Raw genomic sequence first — 15737 nt, 5'->3', positions numbered from 1 at the left:
ACTTGCCATGACCAAGCGTTTTCTTGCGACTGCCGCTTTCGTTCTCCTGTCCAGCACCGCCTCCGTCTATGCCACCGATATCGGCGCGACCGTGGAGACCGCCTGCCCCTTCGGCGATTGCGCGGCGGCGATCTCTCTTTCCTATCTCGGTGAATTCGTCATCCCAACCGGCCAGATGGAAAATGGCGTCGAATTCGGCGGCATTTCCGGCCTCGATTTCGATGCCGCCACCGGCCGCTATATCGCCATCAGCGACGACCGTTCCGAAAAGGCCTCGGCGCGCTTCTATGATCTCGATATCGATGTCAGCGCGAGCGGCCTGAAGAGCGTCACCATCGTCAAGCATACCACTTTCCAGGACAAGAACGGCCAGCCCTTTGCCATCCGCACCGTCGATCCAGAATCCATCCGCTTCGGCAAGGACGGGATTTACTGGGGCAGCGAGGGCGATGCCAAGGCGCTGATCGCCCCCTTCGTCCGCGTCACCTCGCCGGACGGCGCCTTCGTTCGCGAGTTCAAGCTACCGGACGGTTTTGCCCCGACCGCCGACAAATCGACCGGTATTCGCGACAACCTCGCTTTCGAGGATTTGGCTATGTCCCCGTCCGGTGACGTATCCATCGGCGTCGAAGCAGCCCTCTATCAGGACGGCCCGAACCCCAATCTGACGACCGGCAGCTTGTCGCGCATCATCCGGTATGACGGCGCGAGCGGCGAACCGAAGGCTCAGTACGTATACCCCGTTTCACCGATCCCTCAGGCTGCCACCAAACCCGATGGCGGCAATGATAACGGCGTGTCGGAAATGATCGCACTTGACGATCATCGCCTGCTCGCTGTCGAGCGCAGCTACGCGCAGGGTTTCGGCAACAACGTCAAGCTCTTCATGATGGATCTCGATGGCGCAACCGATGTTTCCGGTATCGCTTCGCTCGCCAAGAATGACCAGCACGTCGTATCAGTGCGCAAGAGCCAGGTGCTCGACCTGCGTGCCATCGGCCTGACGCCCGACAATATCGAGGCCATGGCAATCGGCAAGGCGAAGGATGGCACCGATGTCCTGATCCTCGGTTCGGACAATAATTTCTCGACCGGCCAGAAGACGCAGTTCTACGCCTTTAAGGTCAACCGCCGCCCGCAATAATATCTCAAGGATTCAGCGACCAAATAACCACGCTTTGTATACGCTTTATCCGGGCGTACCTTGAAACCGCCCGGTTCATGGCCCATAAACTAGAGCAACAATAAAAAGAGGCGCGCGTGGGTGTGTTTGATCGTCAGAAAACCAATACGGAGCCGCGATGGCTGGGGCCGTCGGCGACGATACGTACGCCGCTGATACCCTCCATTTCGGCTGCGCGCTGGCTGCTCGTACTCGTCGCCGCAGCCGGCGTTTATTTCTTCTACGGCTTCGTGGTGCCGGTGCTCGCAGCCCTCGTCATCGGCTTTGCGAGCTGGCCGCTTTACCGCAAACTGGTTGCCCGCGTCGGCGGCAATACGACGATCGCCGCGACGATCGCGATCGTCCTCATCGTCACGTTCCTCGTCATTCCGATCAGCCTTGCGGTTGCCTATACGACCGGTGAAGTGCGTACATGGGTCGCATGGGCAATCCACGCCAACCGCTTTGGCGCGGAGACGCCGCAATGGATCGTCGCCCTGCCGCTCGCCGGCCCCTATCTCGACGAACTCTGGACGAAATATATCGGCAGCCCGGGTGCCATGGGTGAGCTCATCCAGGCCGTCAGCGGCGCCAATATCGGCAACATCTATCGCGCGGTCCTGGCGGCCGGCGGCGGCGTCTTCCATTTGTTGCTGACGCTGCTCTTCATGCTGATCGCGCTGTTTTTCGTCTATCGCGACGGCTTTTCCTTCACCAAGCAGATCGACATGCTCGGCGAGCGTATCCTGCCGAACCGCTGGGAGCGCATTTCCCGCGTCGTGCCCGCCACCATCAGCTCAACCGTCATGGGCATGACGCTGATTGCGATCGGCGAAGGCATCGTACTCGGCGTGGCCTATTGGATCGCCGGCGTCCCATCGCCTGTCACCCTCGGTGTGCTGACGGGTGTCATGGCGCTGGTCCCCGGCGGAGCGCCGCTCTCCTTCACGCTGGTATCCGTCTATCTGCTGGCCAGCGGCTCGCATGTCGCCGGCATCGGCCTCTTCGTCTGGGGCACGGTCGAACTCTTCATCGTCGACAAGACGCTGCGTCCGAAACTCGTCGGCGGACCGATCAAGCTGCCCTTCCTACCGACCTTTTTCGGCCTTGTCGGTGGCGTGAAGACGATGGGCTTCCTCGGCCTCTTCATCGGCCCGGTGCTGATGGCGCTGCTGGTCGCGATCTGGCGGGAATGGATACACGAAGTCCGTAGCGCCGATACGAGTCCACAGATCATCCTCGATGAACAGGCGCCGCCGGTGCAGCGTGTTGCCGAGGGCTAAGTCCGGCGAGACGCTTTGCCTAAATCAGGCCAGGCGCTTTTCCATGAAAAGGCTGAGTGGGTCCGGCAGGTAGGAGCCGAAAGGCTCGATTTCGAGGAATCCATATTTCCTGTAAAGGCCGATCGCCTCCGGCTGGTAGATGCCTGTCTCCAGACGGATCGCCACGAGCCCCTTGTCCCTGCCGAGTTCTTCAAGCCTGTCCATCAGTCGGCTCGCGACCTTCAGGCCCCTCGCCTCGGGATCGACGAACATGCGCTTGATCTCGGCCGTGCCATCACCCGCCTCGACCAGTGCGCAGCAGCCGACGATCTCGCCGCCGTTGCGCGCCACGAGGAAGCTCACCGCCGGCTTTTCCAGCGTTGAAATATCGACGAGGTGGTTGCTCTCCGGCGGATAGAGCGACTGGGCATAGGCGTCGGAGAGTTCCAGAAGACGGATCACGCCATCCTGACGCGGCGGTTCCAGAGCGATGGTGACGGGCATTTTCTTTCCTATTGCGACCAACGGCGCGAATTTTCCCGGATGACGGGGAGTTAATATCGCTGCCTTCATTCCGTTGGAATTGTGTTGTCGAAGATGGTGACACGCTCAATAGCCATGGAGGCAAAATATGCAAGCCGTCCTCATCGCCATGACGATCCTCGGTTGCGACGATTCGGTCAGCCAATGCAATTACGTGGCTACGGTCGACAAGCACTGGGAAACCGTCGTCGCCTGCGATGCCGAGGCTGAACAGCGGCTGAAAAATTATGCCAATGCTAGCTATCCGACGGTCATTGCCGTCTGCGAGGCGCCGAAATCGCTTGCTGCTGAACCGGCCAAGCCGGCGCCTGTTCAGCCAGCGAGACCTGAGGTGGTCGAACAGCGGGATGGTCTTGGCGGTTTTGTGGATAATATTGCCGGGCGCGTTCGCGCCAGCCTGCCCTCGGGCCAGGATGTGAAACACACCCTGGCAAAGCCGTTGCATTTCGTCTCCGCGAGCTATTCCTGGGCGGCGGCGCGTTTTGGCGATTAAGCCGCCGCAAGCGACGCATAGGCACGAGCCGAGCGGCGCTGTTCGGCCACATGCAGCTTCTCCACCATGTCGAGCAACTCGCCGACGGCGTCATGCTGCCCGACCCGATTGTGGAACTTTTGAAGCAGGCGTCCGCAGATGCTGCCGAGAAGCGAGGCCGACGTCTTGCGCGAAGCCTCACGCCACAGGAACGTCGCTTCCACGAAAATGATGCTGATATCGCGCGGCAGGCCTGCCGATTCATAGAGCGCGCGCACGGCATGCATACGGCCCGTGGCGAGGATTGCCCGCACACGCCGGTCGCTGCAATCAGACAGGTTGACGATGGCGCAGGCGAAGAATTCCACCTTGCCGCAGCAGAGCGCATGCATAAGGAAGGACGGCGTCAGACGGTCGTTCAGGCGAAGATGCTCGACGAGGTCAGGCACTTCGATCGGCGCGATATCGCCGGCAATGGAAACGATCGCCGCTTCCGTCGCCTCGCGGCTGATACGCTGCAGCCTCTGCAAGCCGATCGCCGCCAGCGCCAGCGGCAGGCCGACCAGCGCATTGCTGACATGCTGTGTCAGGAGTTGGCGGGCATCGGCCGGCAGGTCACTGCGGTCGAGAAGCAGATTTCTGATGTCGCTGATATCGCCGAGCCGTTCGGCAATCCGCTTCAGGGAATGGGTGGAAATCGAGGCGCCATCGTTTTCGAGCAGGCAGAGGACTTCGTCCTCGTCGCCGACTTCGGCGAGCGCTGCGGAAACCGGGCGGGTCACATGGGCACGCGCGGCAATCAGCATCCGCGTTGTGCCGCTGCCGCGCGCTGCGAGGTCGACGAGATCTGCATCCGTCAACAGCGGCGAGCAGGTCACCGCGTGGCAGGCAATTTCCGGCTGGTCCTCGGCGAGCGAAAGAATGACGTTGCGCGGCGCATGCGGCGCCCAGGCGATCGCTTCGGCGAGTGCAAGACGCACGCGCGGCGACGGATCGTCGAGCAGATAGGTCATCGCCTTTTCAGCAGCGTCGCGCCGTTCGTCCGACATTTCGGATTTCAGATAGACACGTCCGAGGGCACTTGCAGCGGCCGCCCTGTCAGCCGTCTTGGCCGTTTCGGCCCAACGAAGAAATGCCTCAATGATCACGAGCACGCCCCAGCACTGAACGCGATTCCCTCGCGCCTCATTCAATACAGGGACGGTAGCCGGAAAAAGTTTATGATTGGTTCACCATATTCGTTAGGATTTGTCCGGCCTTAGGCGGCAGCCGTCAGACCTTCGGCCTGAACATTTCGAAGACTTCACTGCCCTCGCAATAATCCATATAGCCCATGCGCGCGACCGGCCGCGCCAGCGCCATATCGAGCCGCCCGTCGCTGACGATGGCCTCATCGATATGGATGCCGACGACCTCTCCGAAGACGAAGACATTCTCGGTCGGCTCGCCGGACAGCGTCTTCGGCTCGATGATCTCGGTCACCCTGCATTCCAGTACCGCGAGAGCCGCCGCCACATAGGGCGCATCGATCAACTCGGCCTGCTTCGGCGTCAATCCTGCATATTCGAATTCGCTCGTTCCGTAAGGCACCGCTGCCGAAGTGAGGTTCATCTTTTCCGCAAGATTGCGGCTGACGAAATTGCAGGTGAAGACACCGGTCTCCCTGGCATTTCGCTGGCTGTGTTTGTGCCCGCTCGACGAAAACATCACCAGCTTCGGCTTGTCGGCAACCGCGTTGAAGAAGGAATAGGGCGCGAGATTGATCGACCCATCCCCGCCCTTGCTGCCGATCCAGCCGATCGGGCGCGGCGCGACGATCGCCTTGAAGGGATCGTGCGCCAGCCCGTGCCGGTTGGTATCCGTCGTATAGAACATCAGCCTTCCCCGCCGACCCAGGTGACGGTCTCGGTGAGTTCAGGGCGCGGACGCTCGACGGCCGGGAACGTGGTCGAGCCGATATGGATAAAGCCGGCAATTTTCTCGCCCGGCTGGACGCCAAGCAGCGGATAGGCACGCTCGTCGAAGGCGAACCATTCCGTCAGCCAGTTGGCGACATAGCCATGCGCATTGGCAGCCAAAATGACATTGAAGCATAGCGCGCCCACCGACATGATCTGCTCCCATTCCGGGATTTTGAAATGCGGAGCGGCCTTGCTGACCACGCCGATGACGACGGGTGCGCGGGTAAAGCGGGTGCGCTCGACCTGGATCATCTCGTCCGAAAGGTCGGGCTTGGCTTCCAGCGCGAGCCTCAGCAGCTCTTCGCCAAGCCGCATGCGCTCCTCGCCGCGATAGACGATGAAGCGCCAAGGCGCGATCTTGCCGTGGTCGGGAACGCGCGACGCGAGACGCAGAATCTCCTCGATCTCGGCCTTCTCCGGCCCCGGTTCGCACATCTGGAAAGCCGGGATGGAACGACGCACAGAGAGATAGTCGATCAGCTTGATATCGGATTTCATACGGGAGAAACTCTCATTTGTATGCAGAGGGTGGCCAGAGGTCTTGAATTTGCCATGGCATTGGTCTTGAAGTGGACTCTGCGATTTCAGAAGTCAATCGGTTCACGAACAGGATGTTTGGCATTTTGCCTTTTGCACGGATCGGCCTTGCTCTTGCCCTTGTCATGCTGACGCCGTTTGGCGCTGCTGCCCAGGATGCCTTCAAGGAATTCAAGCAGCTCGAATCGACGCCGAAAATGCCAAAGCTCAACGCGTTCATTGCGCCGGGAACGGCACAGGAAGGCATGCACCTGCGTGACGTTTCGCTGGAAGCGAAGCTGACGGCCGATGGGGCGCCGGTGGAAGATGGTCTTTCCTGGTATGTATTCAGTCCGGTTGCCGGAACCGACGGCAAGCTGCCGCTGATTGCAAGTTCTCGGGGCGGCACCGCGGCATTCCAGCTTGCTGCCGGCGATTATTTCGTCAACGTCTCCTTCGGCCGCGCCGGCGTCACCAAGAAACTGACGGTGCCGGATGAGGGCGAAGTCGACAAGCAGGTCATGGTGCTCGATGCCGGCGGCCTGTTGCTCAATGCCGTCTCCGGCTCCGATGTCCGCATCCGTCCCGACCAGCTGAGCTTTTCGATCTATTCCGCGGAAGTTCGCGACGACGGCGAACGCGGCCTCGTCATGGCCGACGTGCCGCCGAATACGGTCGTGCGCCTCAATGCCGGCACTTATCACATCGTTTCAGAATACGGCAACGTCAACGCCAGCATCCGCGCCGATATCCAGGTCGAGGCCGGCAAGCTCACCGAAGCGACGATCCAGCACAGAGCGGCACAGATCAATTTCAAGCTCGTGTCGGAAACCGGCGGCGAAGCGATAGCCGATACCGCTTGGTCGATCCTGACGGCGGCCGGCGACAGTGTCGGCGAAAGCGTCAGCGCCTTCCCGACCATGGTTCTGTCGGAAGGTGAATACACCGCGGTCGCCCGTAACAAGGACAAGATCTTCCAGCGCGACTTTACCGTCGCTGCGGGCGTCAATACCGATGTCGAAGTCCTGATGAAGGACCAGCAGGCCCAGCAGCCGATCGCACCGGCCGCCACGGCCGTAGCGCCGGGCGGCCAGGCCGCGGCCGGGCCAAAGGGGGTGCCTCAGCCGGGCGGCGAGATCCCGCCACAGCCGCCCTTGCCGTCCTATGAAGATCTTCAAAGCGGCGACGGCGCCAGCCTCGACTGACGCCGCATCCCGAATATCAGGAAATTTTCAGCTTGCGCGCTTGAGGAAGGCCTTCTTCTTCGGCGCCATCGAGAAGACGGCCTCAAAGAGGCGAGCGAGCAGATCCTTGCGGTTGCTGCCGCTGCTCAATTCTTCAAAGGACAGGACCCTGCCCACATGCGCTGTTATCGTGCTGCCTGAAAGGCGGCGGAACTCGCGGATGAGCAGCGACAGCCGCAGCGTCATCGACACCCGGCTGGCAAGATGGAAGAGCCGGCCGTTCTGGCCCTCGAAATAAATCGGCAGCACGCTGGCGCGCGCCGCCTGGATGAGCTTGGCCGGGAACATCTTCCACGGCAGGTCCTCGGCGCGGCCGAAACCCTTCTTGGCGGTGGCCACGCCGCCAGCCGGGAAAACCACGATCGTCGTGCCTTCCTTCAGCAGGCGAACTGCCTCGTGACGGCTCTTCATGTTCATCGCCATCGCTTCCTTGTTCTCGTCGAAGGAGATCGGCAGCGAATAGGGCGCCATTTCCGGCACCTTGAGAAGATCGTTGTGGATCAGCACCCGGAACGGACGGCCGAGCTGTTCGGCAAGCGCCAGCACCGCAATGCCGTCGCCGATACCGAAAGGATGGTTGGCAACGATGACGATCGGTTCGTCCGGCACCGGTTCGAGCGGCCAGTTGCCCTTCACATCGACCTCCACATCGATGAGATCGAGCATCTTGCCGAAGACGCGGTCGCTCTTGCCAACGATATCGCTGCGCCAGATGTCATAGAGCCGCACATAACGGTCGCGGCCCGAAAGCCCCTCGATGGAGCGGATGAGCCAGCGCTTGAAGCGCGGGTCTCTTTCGTTCGCGTAGGAAAGCTCTTTGAAGCGCACTGAAATGCCTGCCGGGATGAGACCCGTCCCCTGTTTGTGGCGGCTATATTACTGCTGCATGTCAGATTTCTGACAGCGCCGAGCAGATCAATGCCGGGCGCTGTCCTTATCCAAAAGCAATTTTCAGGCGGCTTTCGCCTTCTTTGCCTCGAGCTTGCGACGGATATCGGGCGCAGTCGCCTCCAGGGCAAGGCTTTCGATCGCCGAATCCAGCGACATCGATGTCTGCTCCTGGCTGCCGAGGCGGCGGATATTGACCGTGCGCTCTTCCGCTTCCTTCTTGCCACAGACGATGATGACGGGAACTTTCGTAACGGAATGTTCGCGGATCTTGTAATTGATCTTCTCGTTACGGAAGTCGGTCTCGACATGCAGCCCGGCGTCGCGCAGCGCGTCCGCCACTTCCTGGCCGTAACCGTCGGCTTCCGAGGTGATCGTCGCGACGACGACCTGCAGCGGTGAAACCCACAGCGGCAGATGACCGGCGAAGTTTTCGATCAGGATGCCGAGGAAGCGTTCCATCGAGCCGCAGATGGCGCGATGGATCATCACGGGCTGCGTCTTCTCCGAATTGCTGTCGATATAGAAGGCGCCGAAGCGTTCCGGCAGGTTGAAGTCGACCTGCGTCGTGCCGCACTGCCATTCGCGGCCGATCGCGTCCTTCAGCGTATATTCGAACTTCGGCCCGTAGAAAGCGCCCTCGCCCGGCAGGATGCCGGTTTTGATGCGGCCCTCGGACTGAGCCTCGATCGTCTTCAAGACATCGGTCATGACGGCTTCCGCCCGATCCCAGAGCGCATCGGTGCCGACGCGCTTGTCCGGACGGGTGGAAAGCTTGACGACAATTTCCTTGAAGCCGAAGTCTTCATAGACCGACAGGATCAGGTCGTTGATCTTCAGGCATTCGGCCGCCATCTGCTCGTCGGTGCAGAAGATGTGCGCGTCGTCCTGCGTGAAGCCGCGCACGCGCATCAGCCCGTGCAGCGCGCCCGAAGGCTCGTAGCGATGCACCAGGCCAAATTCGGCGAGACGGATCGGCAGCTCGCGATAGGACTTGAGCCCATGCTTGAAGATCTGCACATGGCCGGGGCAGTTCATCGGCTTCAGCGCAAAGACGCGGTTATCCGCTTCCTTGTCTTCCGGATGCGTCATCGCATGCGCCGATTTCACGGCGAACATGTTCTCCTGGTACCAGCCCCAGTGACCCGAGGTTTCCCAGAGCGCAGTGTCGAGCACCTGCGGCGCGTTGACTTCCTGATAGTCGATCTCAAGCCGCCGGCGCATGTAGGAGACGAGCGACTGGAAGATGCGCCAGCCCTTGCCATGCCAGAAAACGACGCCCGGCCCTTCTTCCTGGAAATGGAACAGGTCCATTTCGCGGCCGAGCTTGCGGTGGTCGCGCTTTTCGGCTTCCGCCAGCATGTGCAGGTAATTGTCGAGATCGGCCTGCTCAGCCCATGCCGTGCCATAGATGCGTGACAGCATGGCGTTGTTGCTGTCGCCCCGCCAATAGGCGCCGGCGACCTTCATCAGCTTGAAGGCGGAGCCGATCTGGCCGGTGGAAGCCATATGCGGGCCGCGGCAAAGGTCGAACCATTCGCCCTGATTGTAGATCTTCAGATCCTGTCCTTCAGGAATCGCATCGACGAGCTCGACCTTGTACTGTTCGCCCTTGGCGGCAAAGACTTCTTTGGCCTTCTCGCGCGACCAGATCTGCTTGGTGAAGGGCGCGTTGCGGGCAATGATCTCCTTCATCTTCTTTTCGATCTTGGGCAGATCGTCGGGTGTGAAAGGCTCGTTCTTGGCGAAGTCGTAATAGAAGCCGTTCTCGATGACGGGGCCGATCGTTACCTGCGTGCCGGGCCACAGTTCCTGCACGGCTTCGGCCATTACGTGTGCGGCGTCATGCCGGATGAGTTCCAGCGCGCGCTGATCCTTGCGCGTGATGATCTCGATCTTGCCGTCGGTCACGGCATCGGAAAGGTCTTGTACGGTACCGTCGATCGCAATGGCGACGGCGCTCTTGGCGAGCGACTTGGAAATGGATTCGGCAACATCCTTGCCGGTCGCGCCAGCCGGGAAGCTGCGCACCGAACCATCGGGAAATGTCAGGGAAACGGATTGGGACATCGAAATTCTCCTTGTCCAGTCCCGCCAACGAATGCGGGTGGTTGAAACGGAAGCGTCATCTACTCGGGATGCGCTGCCGCCTGATACTGATATTTGCTGTCTGAGTAAAGGAAAAGCCTGCCTACACGACCATGTTGAAAAGGCCGCGCACGGTGTTCCAGTTGCGCAGCGTACCCACACCCATGCGCTTGGTCGTCAGCGCCGAAAGCAGTTTCGATTCGCTCGGCTTGCCGTGGAAATCGATCCAGAGATCGCAGCCGACCAGTTCCATCCGTTGCCCTTCGGAAAGCAGCGGCTTTAACGCTTCGACCTTATCCGGATCGATCGGCAGCCGGCTGACGCGCACGATTACCTGATCGCCTTTGCCGTCCTTGAAGGGATTGGCGCTGCAAAGCGCCATCCAGGTGCAATCGCTGCGCACGATGATATCGACATGCTTGCCGAATTTTTCCTCGAAGGCCTCTTCCAATTGCTCTTCGACTTCATGCGGTCGCATATCGTCCGCCTCGAAGACGAGGTTGCCAGTGGAGACCAGCGTGCGCGGTTCGCGATAGCCGAGTTCTTTGGCAAGCGCGCGCAAATCCTCCATGATCACGCGCCGCTCCGAGGTCAGGACGATGCTGTGCAGAAGTGCGATGAAGGTACACACCTCAAGCCTCCTTCCGCCCAAGCATGAAATAGCGCCAGGGCGTAAACCAGCGGAAACGGGATTCGAGATATTCCGGCACCGGGTCGAGACCGCTGGTTCCGCCCGGCCCGCAGCGGCCGACGCGGAAGAGCGTCATCCAGCCGCCGGCCCAGAGCCCATGGCGGCCGATGGCCTCATAGCCATATTCGGAACAGGTTGGGATATGCCGGCAGGAATTGCCGACGAAGCCGGAAAGCGTCAGCTGATAGAGGCGGATCAGCCCCATGCCGAAAAGGCGGTCCGGCGTCTTGCGGAAGGGGCCGCGGTAATTGCGGGAAAATTTCTGCGGCGGCGTGGGACGAGGCTTTGGGGCCGCCGCCCCACCCTCATCTTCCTCTTCACGCAGCAAGCAGAATTCGCACATGGTTCACGCCTCGACGAATTCGGCGCGGCGAGCCTCGATCTGGCTGATGGCGTCGACGACGGCGTCGAAGGTCAGCATGGTGGAGGCGTGACGTGCCTTGTAATCACGGACGGGAAGTAGATAGCGCATGTCGGCAAATCGTCCATCCGGCCCCTCACCATCTGCTTTCAGCATAGCGAGCATGTCTTCGCGCGCCTTGCGCACTTCGCCTGATGTCGCGCCGACGACATGGCGGGCCATGATCGAGGATGAAGCCTGTCCGAGCGCGCAGGCCTTCACGTCATGTGAAAAGGCGCTGATCGTATCGCCGTCCATTTTCAGCCAGATGCGCACTTTCGAGCCGCAGAGACGGGAGTGTGCCTGTGCGCTCGCATCCGCGTCTTCAAGCGTTCCAGTCAGCGGAATATTGCCGGCAAATTCGAGGATTTTGCTGTTATAGATGTCATCCATGACGGATTTGGCTCCCAAAACGCCTGAAACCGACGCTAATTCCTATGTGATTGTCGTGTAAACAAAAAACACACAGTCTCACGACAGAATACTTACATAGCCGGGTCGTCTTCCTATATGTATGTCGTTCGAGGGCCATCGAAATGCAATGGCCTCGAAGAAGTTTGATTGGGAAACCGTGCCGGAAGGGTTCGAGAAAGCGAGCCTGGAAAGCCCCGGAGCCTGCCAAAGGTGCAAGAATTCCCGCTTGGGGTACCAGTGGCTAGTCCGAATACGGTCCGCGTTGCGGGCCAGGAGACCATTGAATATGGACGCCATCGTCAAGAATTTTCCGCAGACCGCCCGTGAATCCGACCGCCCCTCCCAGCAGGAGGCAGAAGACGCCGTCCGCGTCCTGTTGCGCTGGGCCGGCGACGATCCGTCGCGCGAAGGCCTGATGGATACGCCTGCCCGCGTCGCCAAGGCCTATCGCGAGCTCTTCGCCGGTTACGAGATGAGCCCCGAAGATGTGCTCGGCCGGACCTTCGAAGAGGTTGCCGGCTACGATGACATGGTGCTGGTGAAGGACATTCCCTTCTTCTCCCATTGCGAACATCACATGGTGCCGATCATCGGCAAGGCGCATGTCGCCTATATGCCGGACGGACGGGTTCTCGGCCTCTCCAAGATTGCCCGCGTCGTTGAAATCTACGGTCGCCGCCTGCAGACGCAGGAAACGATGACCTCGCAGATCGCCAAAGCCATCGACGAAACGCTGCGTCCACGCGGCGTCGCCGTCATGATCGAGGCCGAACACATGTGCATGGCTATGCGCGGCGTTCAGAAGCAGGGCTCGACCACATTGACGACAACCTTTACAGGAACGTTCAAGACTGAACCGGCCGATCAGGTCCGATTCATGACAATGGTAAGGGGCCGCTGATACCGGCTCCCTCAGGAGGGCCGCGATGCGTGAGATGATTTTCAATCAGCCGTCGGACGATAAATCCGAGCTGGAGGATGCTGGCGATTTCACGCCGCGCTTCGACGATCGCGGCTTGATCACGGCTATCGTCACCGATGCCGGTGACGGCGAACTCCTGATGGTCGCCCATATGAATGCGCAGGCCCTGGCGCTGACCATCCAGACCGGCATCGCCCACTATTTCAGCCGCTCGCGCGGCAAGATCTGGAAGAAGGGCGAAACCTCCGGCAATCTCCAGACCGTCAAGGAAATCCGCACGGATTGCGATCAGGACGCCATCTGGCTGAAGGTCGAGGTTGCCGGCCACGACGCCACCTGTCACACGGGCCGCCGCTCCTGCTTCTACCGTACCGTCACTCTCGAAGATGGAAAGCCTGTTCTGACCATCGTCGATGACGATCTGCACTTCGATCCGAAGGACATTTACGGGAAATAGCCCAGATCCCGGTCGCCTGCCCCTTATTGCGACGCAAATCGCCTCTATGTACAATTTGGTAAGGGTTCGGGGCGACTAATTAGCAATCCAAGTGTTCTGCCGGGAGGGAGGGACGCCATGCTGGGCTGGAATATGCATCGTCAAAGCGCCGAGGGCAGCAGTTCCGGCACGGCAGCGCTTCAGGATATGGCAGTTCCCCCCGTTCAACCCGCATCCGAAGAGAGAGCAAAGCTTGCTCTCGCGCTCGGCGGCGGAGCCGCTCGCGGCTGGGCGCATATCGGCGTGCTGCGCGCGCTCGATGAGGCAGGCATCGAGATCGGCATGATCGCCGGCACCTCGATCGGCGCGCTCGTCGGCGGCTGCTACCTGGCCGGCAAGCTGGACGAGCTGGAAAACTTTGCCCGCTCGCTCACCATGCGCCGCATCGCAAGCCTTCTCGATCTGACGATCGGCGGTTCCGGCCTCTTTGGCGGCATGCGGCTGACCAAGCGCATGCAGGAACATCTGGAAGGCCTGACGATAGAAGATCTCGACCGGCCCTTCGTCGCCGTCGCGGCCGAAGTCAATACCGGGCACGAGGTCTGGATCGCCAACGGCTCGCTGATCACGGCCATCCGCGCATCCTATGCCCTGCCTGGCATTTTCGAACCGATCCGCAGCAATAACCGCACACTTGTCGATGGCGCGCTCGTCAATCCCGTGCCGGTTTCCGTCTGCCGCAGCTATGAGCAGCCGCTCGTCGTCGCCGTCAACCTCAACTACGATCTCTATGGCCGTTCCGCCGTTGTCCGCCACAATGCCAGTCTCTCGCCAGCCGAAGTTCAGCAGCAGAAGAACGCGCCCTATGCCGCGCGGCTCGGCATGACCGGCGTCATGGTGCAGGCCTTCAACATCATTCAGGATCGTATCGCCCGCGCCCGCCTTGCCGGCGACCCGCCCGACATTTCATTGCAGCCGCGCCTGTCGGACATCGGCCTGTCGGAATTCCATCGTGCGGGGGAAGCCATCGAACGTGGCTATGAGGAAGCTCGGGCAAGGCTGCCCGAGCTGCAGCGCATGCAGGAACTCTACGCGAGGCATCCCTGACTCAGCGATCTCCAATTAGCTCGCAATATAGGCCTTGATCTCTTCGGCCTCGCGCTCGACCTCGGCGATGCGCGACTTCACGACGTCGCCGATCGAGATGATGCCGGCGAGCTTGCCGTTAGCCTCGACCGGAATGTGGCGGAAGCGCTTGCTGGTCATCAACTCCATGAGCTCGTTGACCGAGGTCTGCTCGTTGCAGCGGAATACCTTCGAGGTCATGACGGAAGACAGCGTCTGGTCGAGCCCGTTCTTGCCGGCCTTGGCGACGACATGCACGAGATCGCGCTCGGTGAACATGCCGGAAATCTTGTTCTCCATGCCGACGACGACGATCGCGCCGATCTTCTTCTTGCTGAGGATAGCAGCCGCCTCCGAAACCGTGGTGTTCGGCCCGGTTGTGACGACGTCACGACCCTTCAGATCGAGTATTGCTTTGACGGAACTGGCCATTCGGACCTCCTATGGCGAAAGCGAAACACTTGTCGGGAACACAGGCTCCGCGGCGGTCTCTCCCCCCATCGCGGATCGGTCAATGGTGCACTGCTTGGCTCAGGATTGCAACTCGTCGTCAGGGGTCGGCACGGGTTCCGGCGGTAGTTTTCGGTCGAACAGCGCAAAGAGGAAAAAGCCGAAGACGAAACCGCCGATATGCGCGTCCCATGCAATTTCCTGGCTGCCGTCGCCGACAAGCGGAATGCCGACGGCGATCAGCGCGTTGCCGACCAGCCAGAAAAGCATGAACATGATCACGGTGCGGCTCTGAACCGCCTGCATGACGGACAGGCGTGGATTGAGATGCGCCGGGCCGAACATCTGCCGCCCGGGGGGGAAGGCAAAGCGGCAGGCCGCGCCCATCAGCCCCGAGACAACGCCGGATGCACCGATGAGCATCGCTTCGCTGCCCCAGTTCAGCGCCGTGTGCAGCGCAGCCGAGGCGACAGAAGAAAGAACCCAAAAGATGATGTATCGGGCCGTGCCGATGCGGCGTACGACCGGCGCGCCGAAGGCCATCAGCCATAGCCCGTTGAAGACGATATGCTCGACGCTTCCATGCAGCAGCGAATAGGTGACCGGCGTCCAGTAGAGCTGCGGTCCCTGCTCCGCGAGCGAGACGGCATAACGCAGCGGAATGAAGCCGAAGCTGAACAGGAACCACCTAGACCAATAGACCGGCAGCAGCGATTGCACGGCATAGATCAGGATCAGAAGCAGCAGCGTCGCGAGCAATGCCGGCGGAAGATTGAAAACCGGCTGGCGCGGCGGGCGGGCCGGCGGTTCGGGCTGTGAAGGCTGGAATGCCTGGTCAGGCCCGGACGTCTGTTCATTCATGCTTTTGTCGCCTCGTTTTGAGGCCTCAGCCATACAGGAGCCGGCTTCAAAAAAAAAGCCGTCCGGTATGGCCGGACGGCTTGCCTGAGCATTCCCAAGCATCGGCGCGAAAATCGAAATCGATTGTCGGAAAGCCTGATGCGTACTCAAAGAGTAGAGCGTCCTTTGTTCGCCCGAATGGGCGAATGGCGCTCTGTGGATGACCCCTGCCCCGGCAAGTCTTGTGCAGAACTTCACTGTTCGAAGTGATGAAGAAACGGTCTCACGACAGCCCACTGCACTCAAGCGAAACCATCTATTAA

General features: G+C 60.6%; 18 protein-coding genes. 7 read left to right on the top strand and 11 right to left on the bottom strand.

The features are described 5' to 3' along the window. Positions 1-7 precede the first annotated feature (7 nt). Both FHT82_RS23345 and FHT82_RS23340 read left to right on the top strand, forming a co-directional pair. A complete protein-coding gene (locus tag FHT82_RS23345) occupies positions 8-1144 on the top strand; it encodes an esterase-like activity of phytase family protein (RefSeq protein WP_183735041.1) in 1137 nt (378 codons plus the stop codon). 116 nt (positions 1145-1260) lie between these two features. Then, on the top strand, positions 1261-2445 hold the full coding sequence (locus tag FHT82_RS23340) for an AI-2E family transporter (RefSeq protein ID WP_183735040.1): 1185 nt from the start codon (positions 1261-1263) through the stop codon (positions 2443-2445). A 24-nt stretch (positions 2446-2469) separates the two neighbouring features. On the opposite strand, the gene FHT82_RS23335 is transcribed toward FHT82_RS23340, so the two are convergent. Continuing rightward, entirely contained in the window at positions 2470-2928 is a 459-nt protein-coding gene (locus FHT82_RS23335) for a GNAT family N-acetyltransferase (RefSeq protein ID WP_183735039.1), read from the bottom strand. A gap of 127 nt (positions 2929-3055) precedes the next feature. Between FHT82_RS23335 and FHT82_RS23330 the strand changes: the two genes are divergently transcribed. After that, complete coding sequence (locus FHT82_RS23330; RefSeq protein WP_183735038.1) at positions 3056-3460, top strand: hypothetical protein; 405 nt, start codon at positions 3056-3058, stop codon at positions 3458-3460. Here FHT82_RS23330 and FHT82_RS23325 read toward each other — a convergent pair. The 3 genes from FHT82_RS23325 to FHT82_RS23315 form a co-directional block, all read right to left on the bottom strand. Next, positions 3457-4587, bottom strand: a complete 1131-nt coding sequence (locus FHT82_RS23325) for a DUF2336 domain-containing protein (protein WP_183735037.1) — start codon at positions 4585-4587, stop codon at positions 3457-3459. The genes FHT82_RS23330 and FHT82_RS23325 overlap by 4 nt on opposite strands. Positions 4588-4711: 124 nt before the next feature. Further along, the gene (locus FHT82_RS23320; RefSeq protein ID WP_183735036.1) at positions 4712-5314 is read right to left on the bottom strand and encodes a flavin reductase family protein; all 603 of its coding nucleotides are present in this window, start codon (positions 5312-5314) and stop codon (positions 4712-4714) included. Continuing rightward, positions 5314-5898 (bottom strand): nitroreductase, encoded by a 585-nt coding sequence (locus tag FHT82_RS23315; RefSeq protein ID WP_183735035.1) that lies wholly within the window; start codon positions 5896-5898, stop codon positions 5314-5316. Before FHT82_RS23315 ends, FHT82_RS23320 begins: the two co-directional genes overlap by 1 nt. Before the next feature lie 113 nt (positions 5899-6011). Between FHT82_RS23315 and FHT82_RS23310 the strand changes: the two genes are divergently transcribed. Beyond that, on the top strand, positions 6012-7121 hold the full coding sequence (locus FHT82_RS23310) for a hypothetical protein (RefSeq protein WP_183735034.1): 1110 nt from the start codon (positions 6012-6014) through the stop codon (positions 7119-7121). 27 nt (positions 7122-7148) lie between these two features. Here FHT82_RS23310 and FHT82_RS23305 read toward each other — a convergent pair whose 3' ends face one another. The 5 genes from FHT82_RS23305 to FHT82_RS23285 all read right to left on the bottom strand — a co-directional run bounded on the left by FHT82_RS23305 (position 7149) and on the right by FHT82_RS23285 (position 11620). Then, entirely contained in the window at positions 7149-7988 is an 840-nt protein-coding gene (locus FHT82_RS23305; RefSeq protein ID WP_183735033.1) for a lysophospholipid acyltransferase family protein, read from the bottom strand. 123 nt (positions 7989-8111) lie between these two features. After that, the gene (thrS, locus tag FHT82_RS23300) at positions 8112-10118 is read right to left on the bottom strand and encodes a threonine--tRNA ligase (RefSeq protein WP_183735032.1); all 2007 of its coding nucleotides are present in this window, start codon (positions 10116-10118) and stop codon (positions 8112-8114) included. 121 nt (positions 10119-10239) lie between these two features. Next, on the bottom strand, positions 10240-10767 hold the full coding sequence (locus FHT82_RS23295) for a DUF1697 domain-containing protein (RefSeq protein WP_183735031.1): 528 nt from the start codon (positions 10765-10767) through the stop codon (positions 10240-10242). Position 10768: 1 nt separating this feature from the next. After that, positions 10769-11170, bottom strand: a complete 402-nt coding sequence (gene yidD, locus FHT82_RS23290) for a membrane protein insertion efficiency factor YidD (RefSeq protein WP_183735030.1) — start codon at positions 11168-11170, stop codon at positions 10769-10771. Between the two features lie 3 nt (positions 11171-11173). Beyond that, entirely contained in the window at positions 11174-11620 is a 447-nt protein-coding gene (locus FHT82_RS23285; protein ID WP_183735029.1) for an iron-sulfur cluster assembly scaffold protein, read from the bottom strand. 307 nt (positions 11621-11927) lie between these two features. Between FHT82_RS23285 and folE the strand changes: the two genes are divergently transcribed. The 3 genes from folE (at position 11928) to FHT82_RS23270 (ending at position 14106) form a co-directional block, all read left to right on the top strand. Continuing rightward, complete coding sequence (gene folE, locus FHT82_RS23280; protein ID WP_183735028.1) at positions 11928-12542, top strand: GTP cyclohydrolase I FolE; 615 nt, start codon at positions 11928-11930, stop codon at positions 12540-12542. Between the two features lie 25 nt (positions 12543-12567). Continuing rightward, positions 12568-13020 (top strand): phosphoribosyl-AMP cyclohydrolase, encoded by a 453-nt coding sequence (gene hisI / locus FHT82_RS23275; protein WP_183735027.1) that lies wholly within the window; start codon positions 12568-12570, stop codon positions 13018-13020. A 117-nt stretch (positions 13021-13137) separates the two neighbouring features. Beyond that, the gene (locus tag FHT82_RS23270) at positions 13138-14106 is read left to right on the top strand and encodes a patatin-like phospholipase family protein (protein ID WP_183735026.1); all 969 of its coding nucleotides are present in this window, start codon (positions 13138-13140) and stop codon (positions 14104-14106) included. A 15-nt stretch (positions 14107-14121) separates the two neighbouring features. Here the strand turns inward: FHT82_RS23270 and FHT82_RS23265 are convergent, their stop codons facing one another. Together FHT82_RS23265 and FHT82_RS23260 are read right to left on the bottom strand one after the other, a co-directional pair. After that, positions 14122-14556 (bottom strand): CBS domain-containing protein, encoded by a 435-nt coding sequence (locus tag FHT82_RS23265; RefSeq protein WP_183735025.1) that lies wholly within the window; start codon positions 14554-14556, stop codon positions 14122-14124. Positions 14557-14655: 99 nt separating this feature from the next. Further along, the gene (locus FHT82_RS23260) at positions 14656-15435 is read right to left on the bottom strand and encodes a rhomboid family intramembrane serine protease (protein WP_183735024.1); all 780 of its coding nucleotides are present in this window, start codon (positions 15433-15435) and stop codon (positions 14656-14658) included. Between the last annotated feature and the right edge of the window lie 302 nt (positions 15436-15737).

Origin of the sequence: Rhizobium sp. BK275 (genome assembly GCF_014193555.1) — a bacterium.
Classification (GTDB): Bacteria; Pseudomonadota; Alphaproteobacteria; order Rhizobiales; family Rhizobiaceae; genus Rhizobium.
This window is presented reverse-complemented; position numbering and strand designations above follow the sequence as displayed.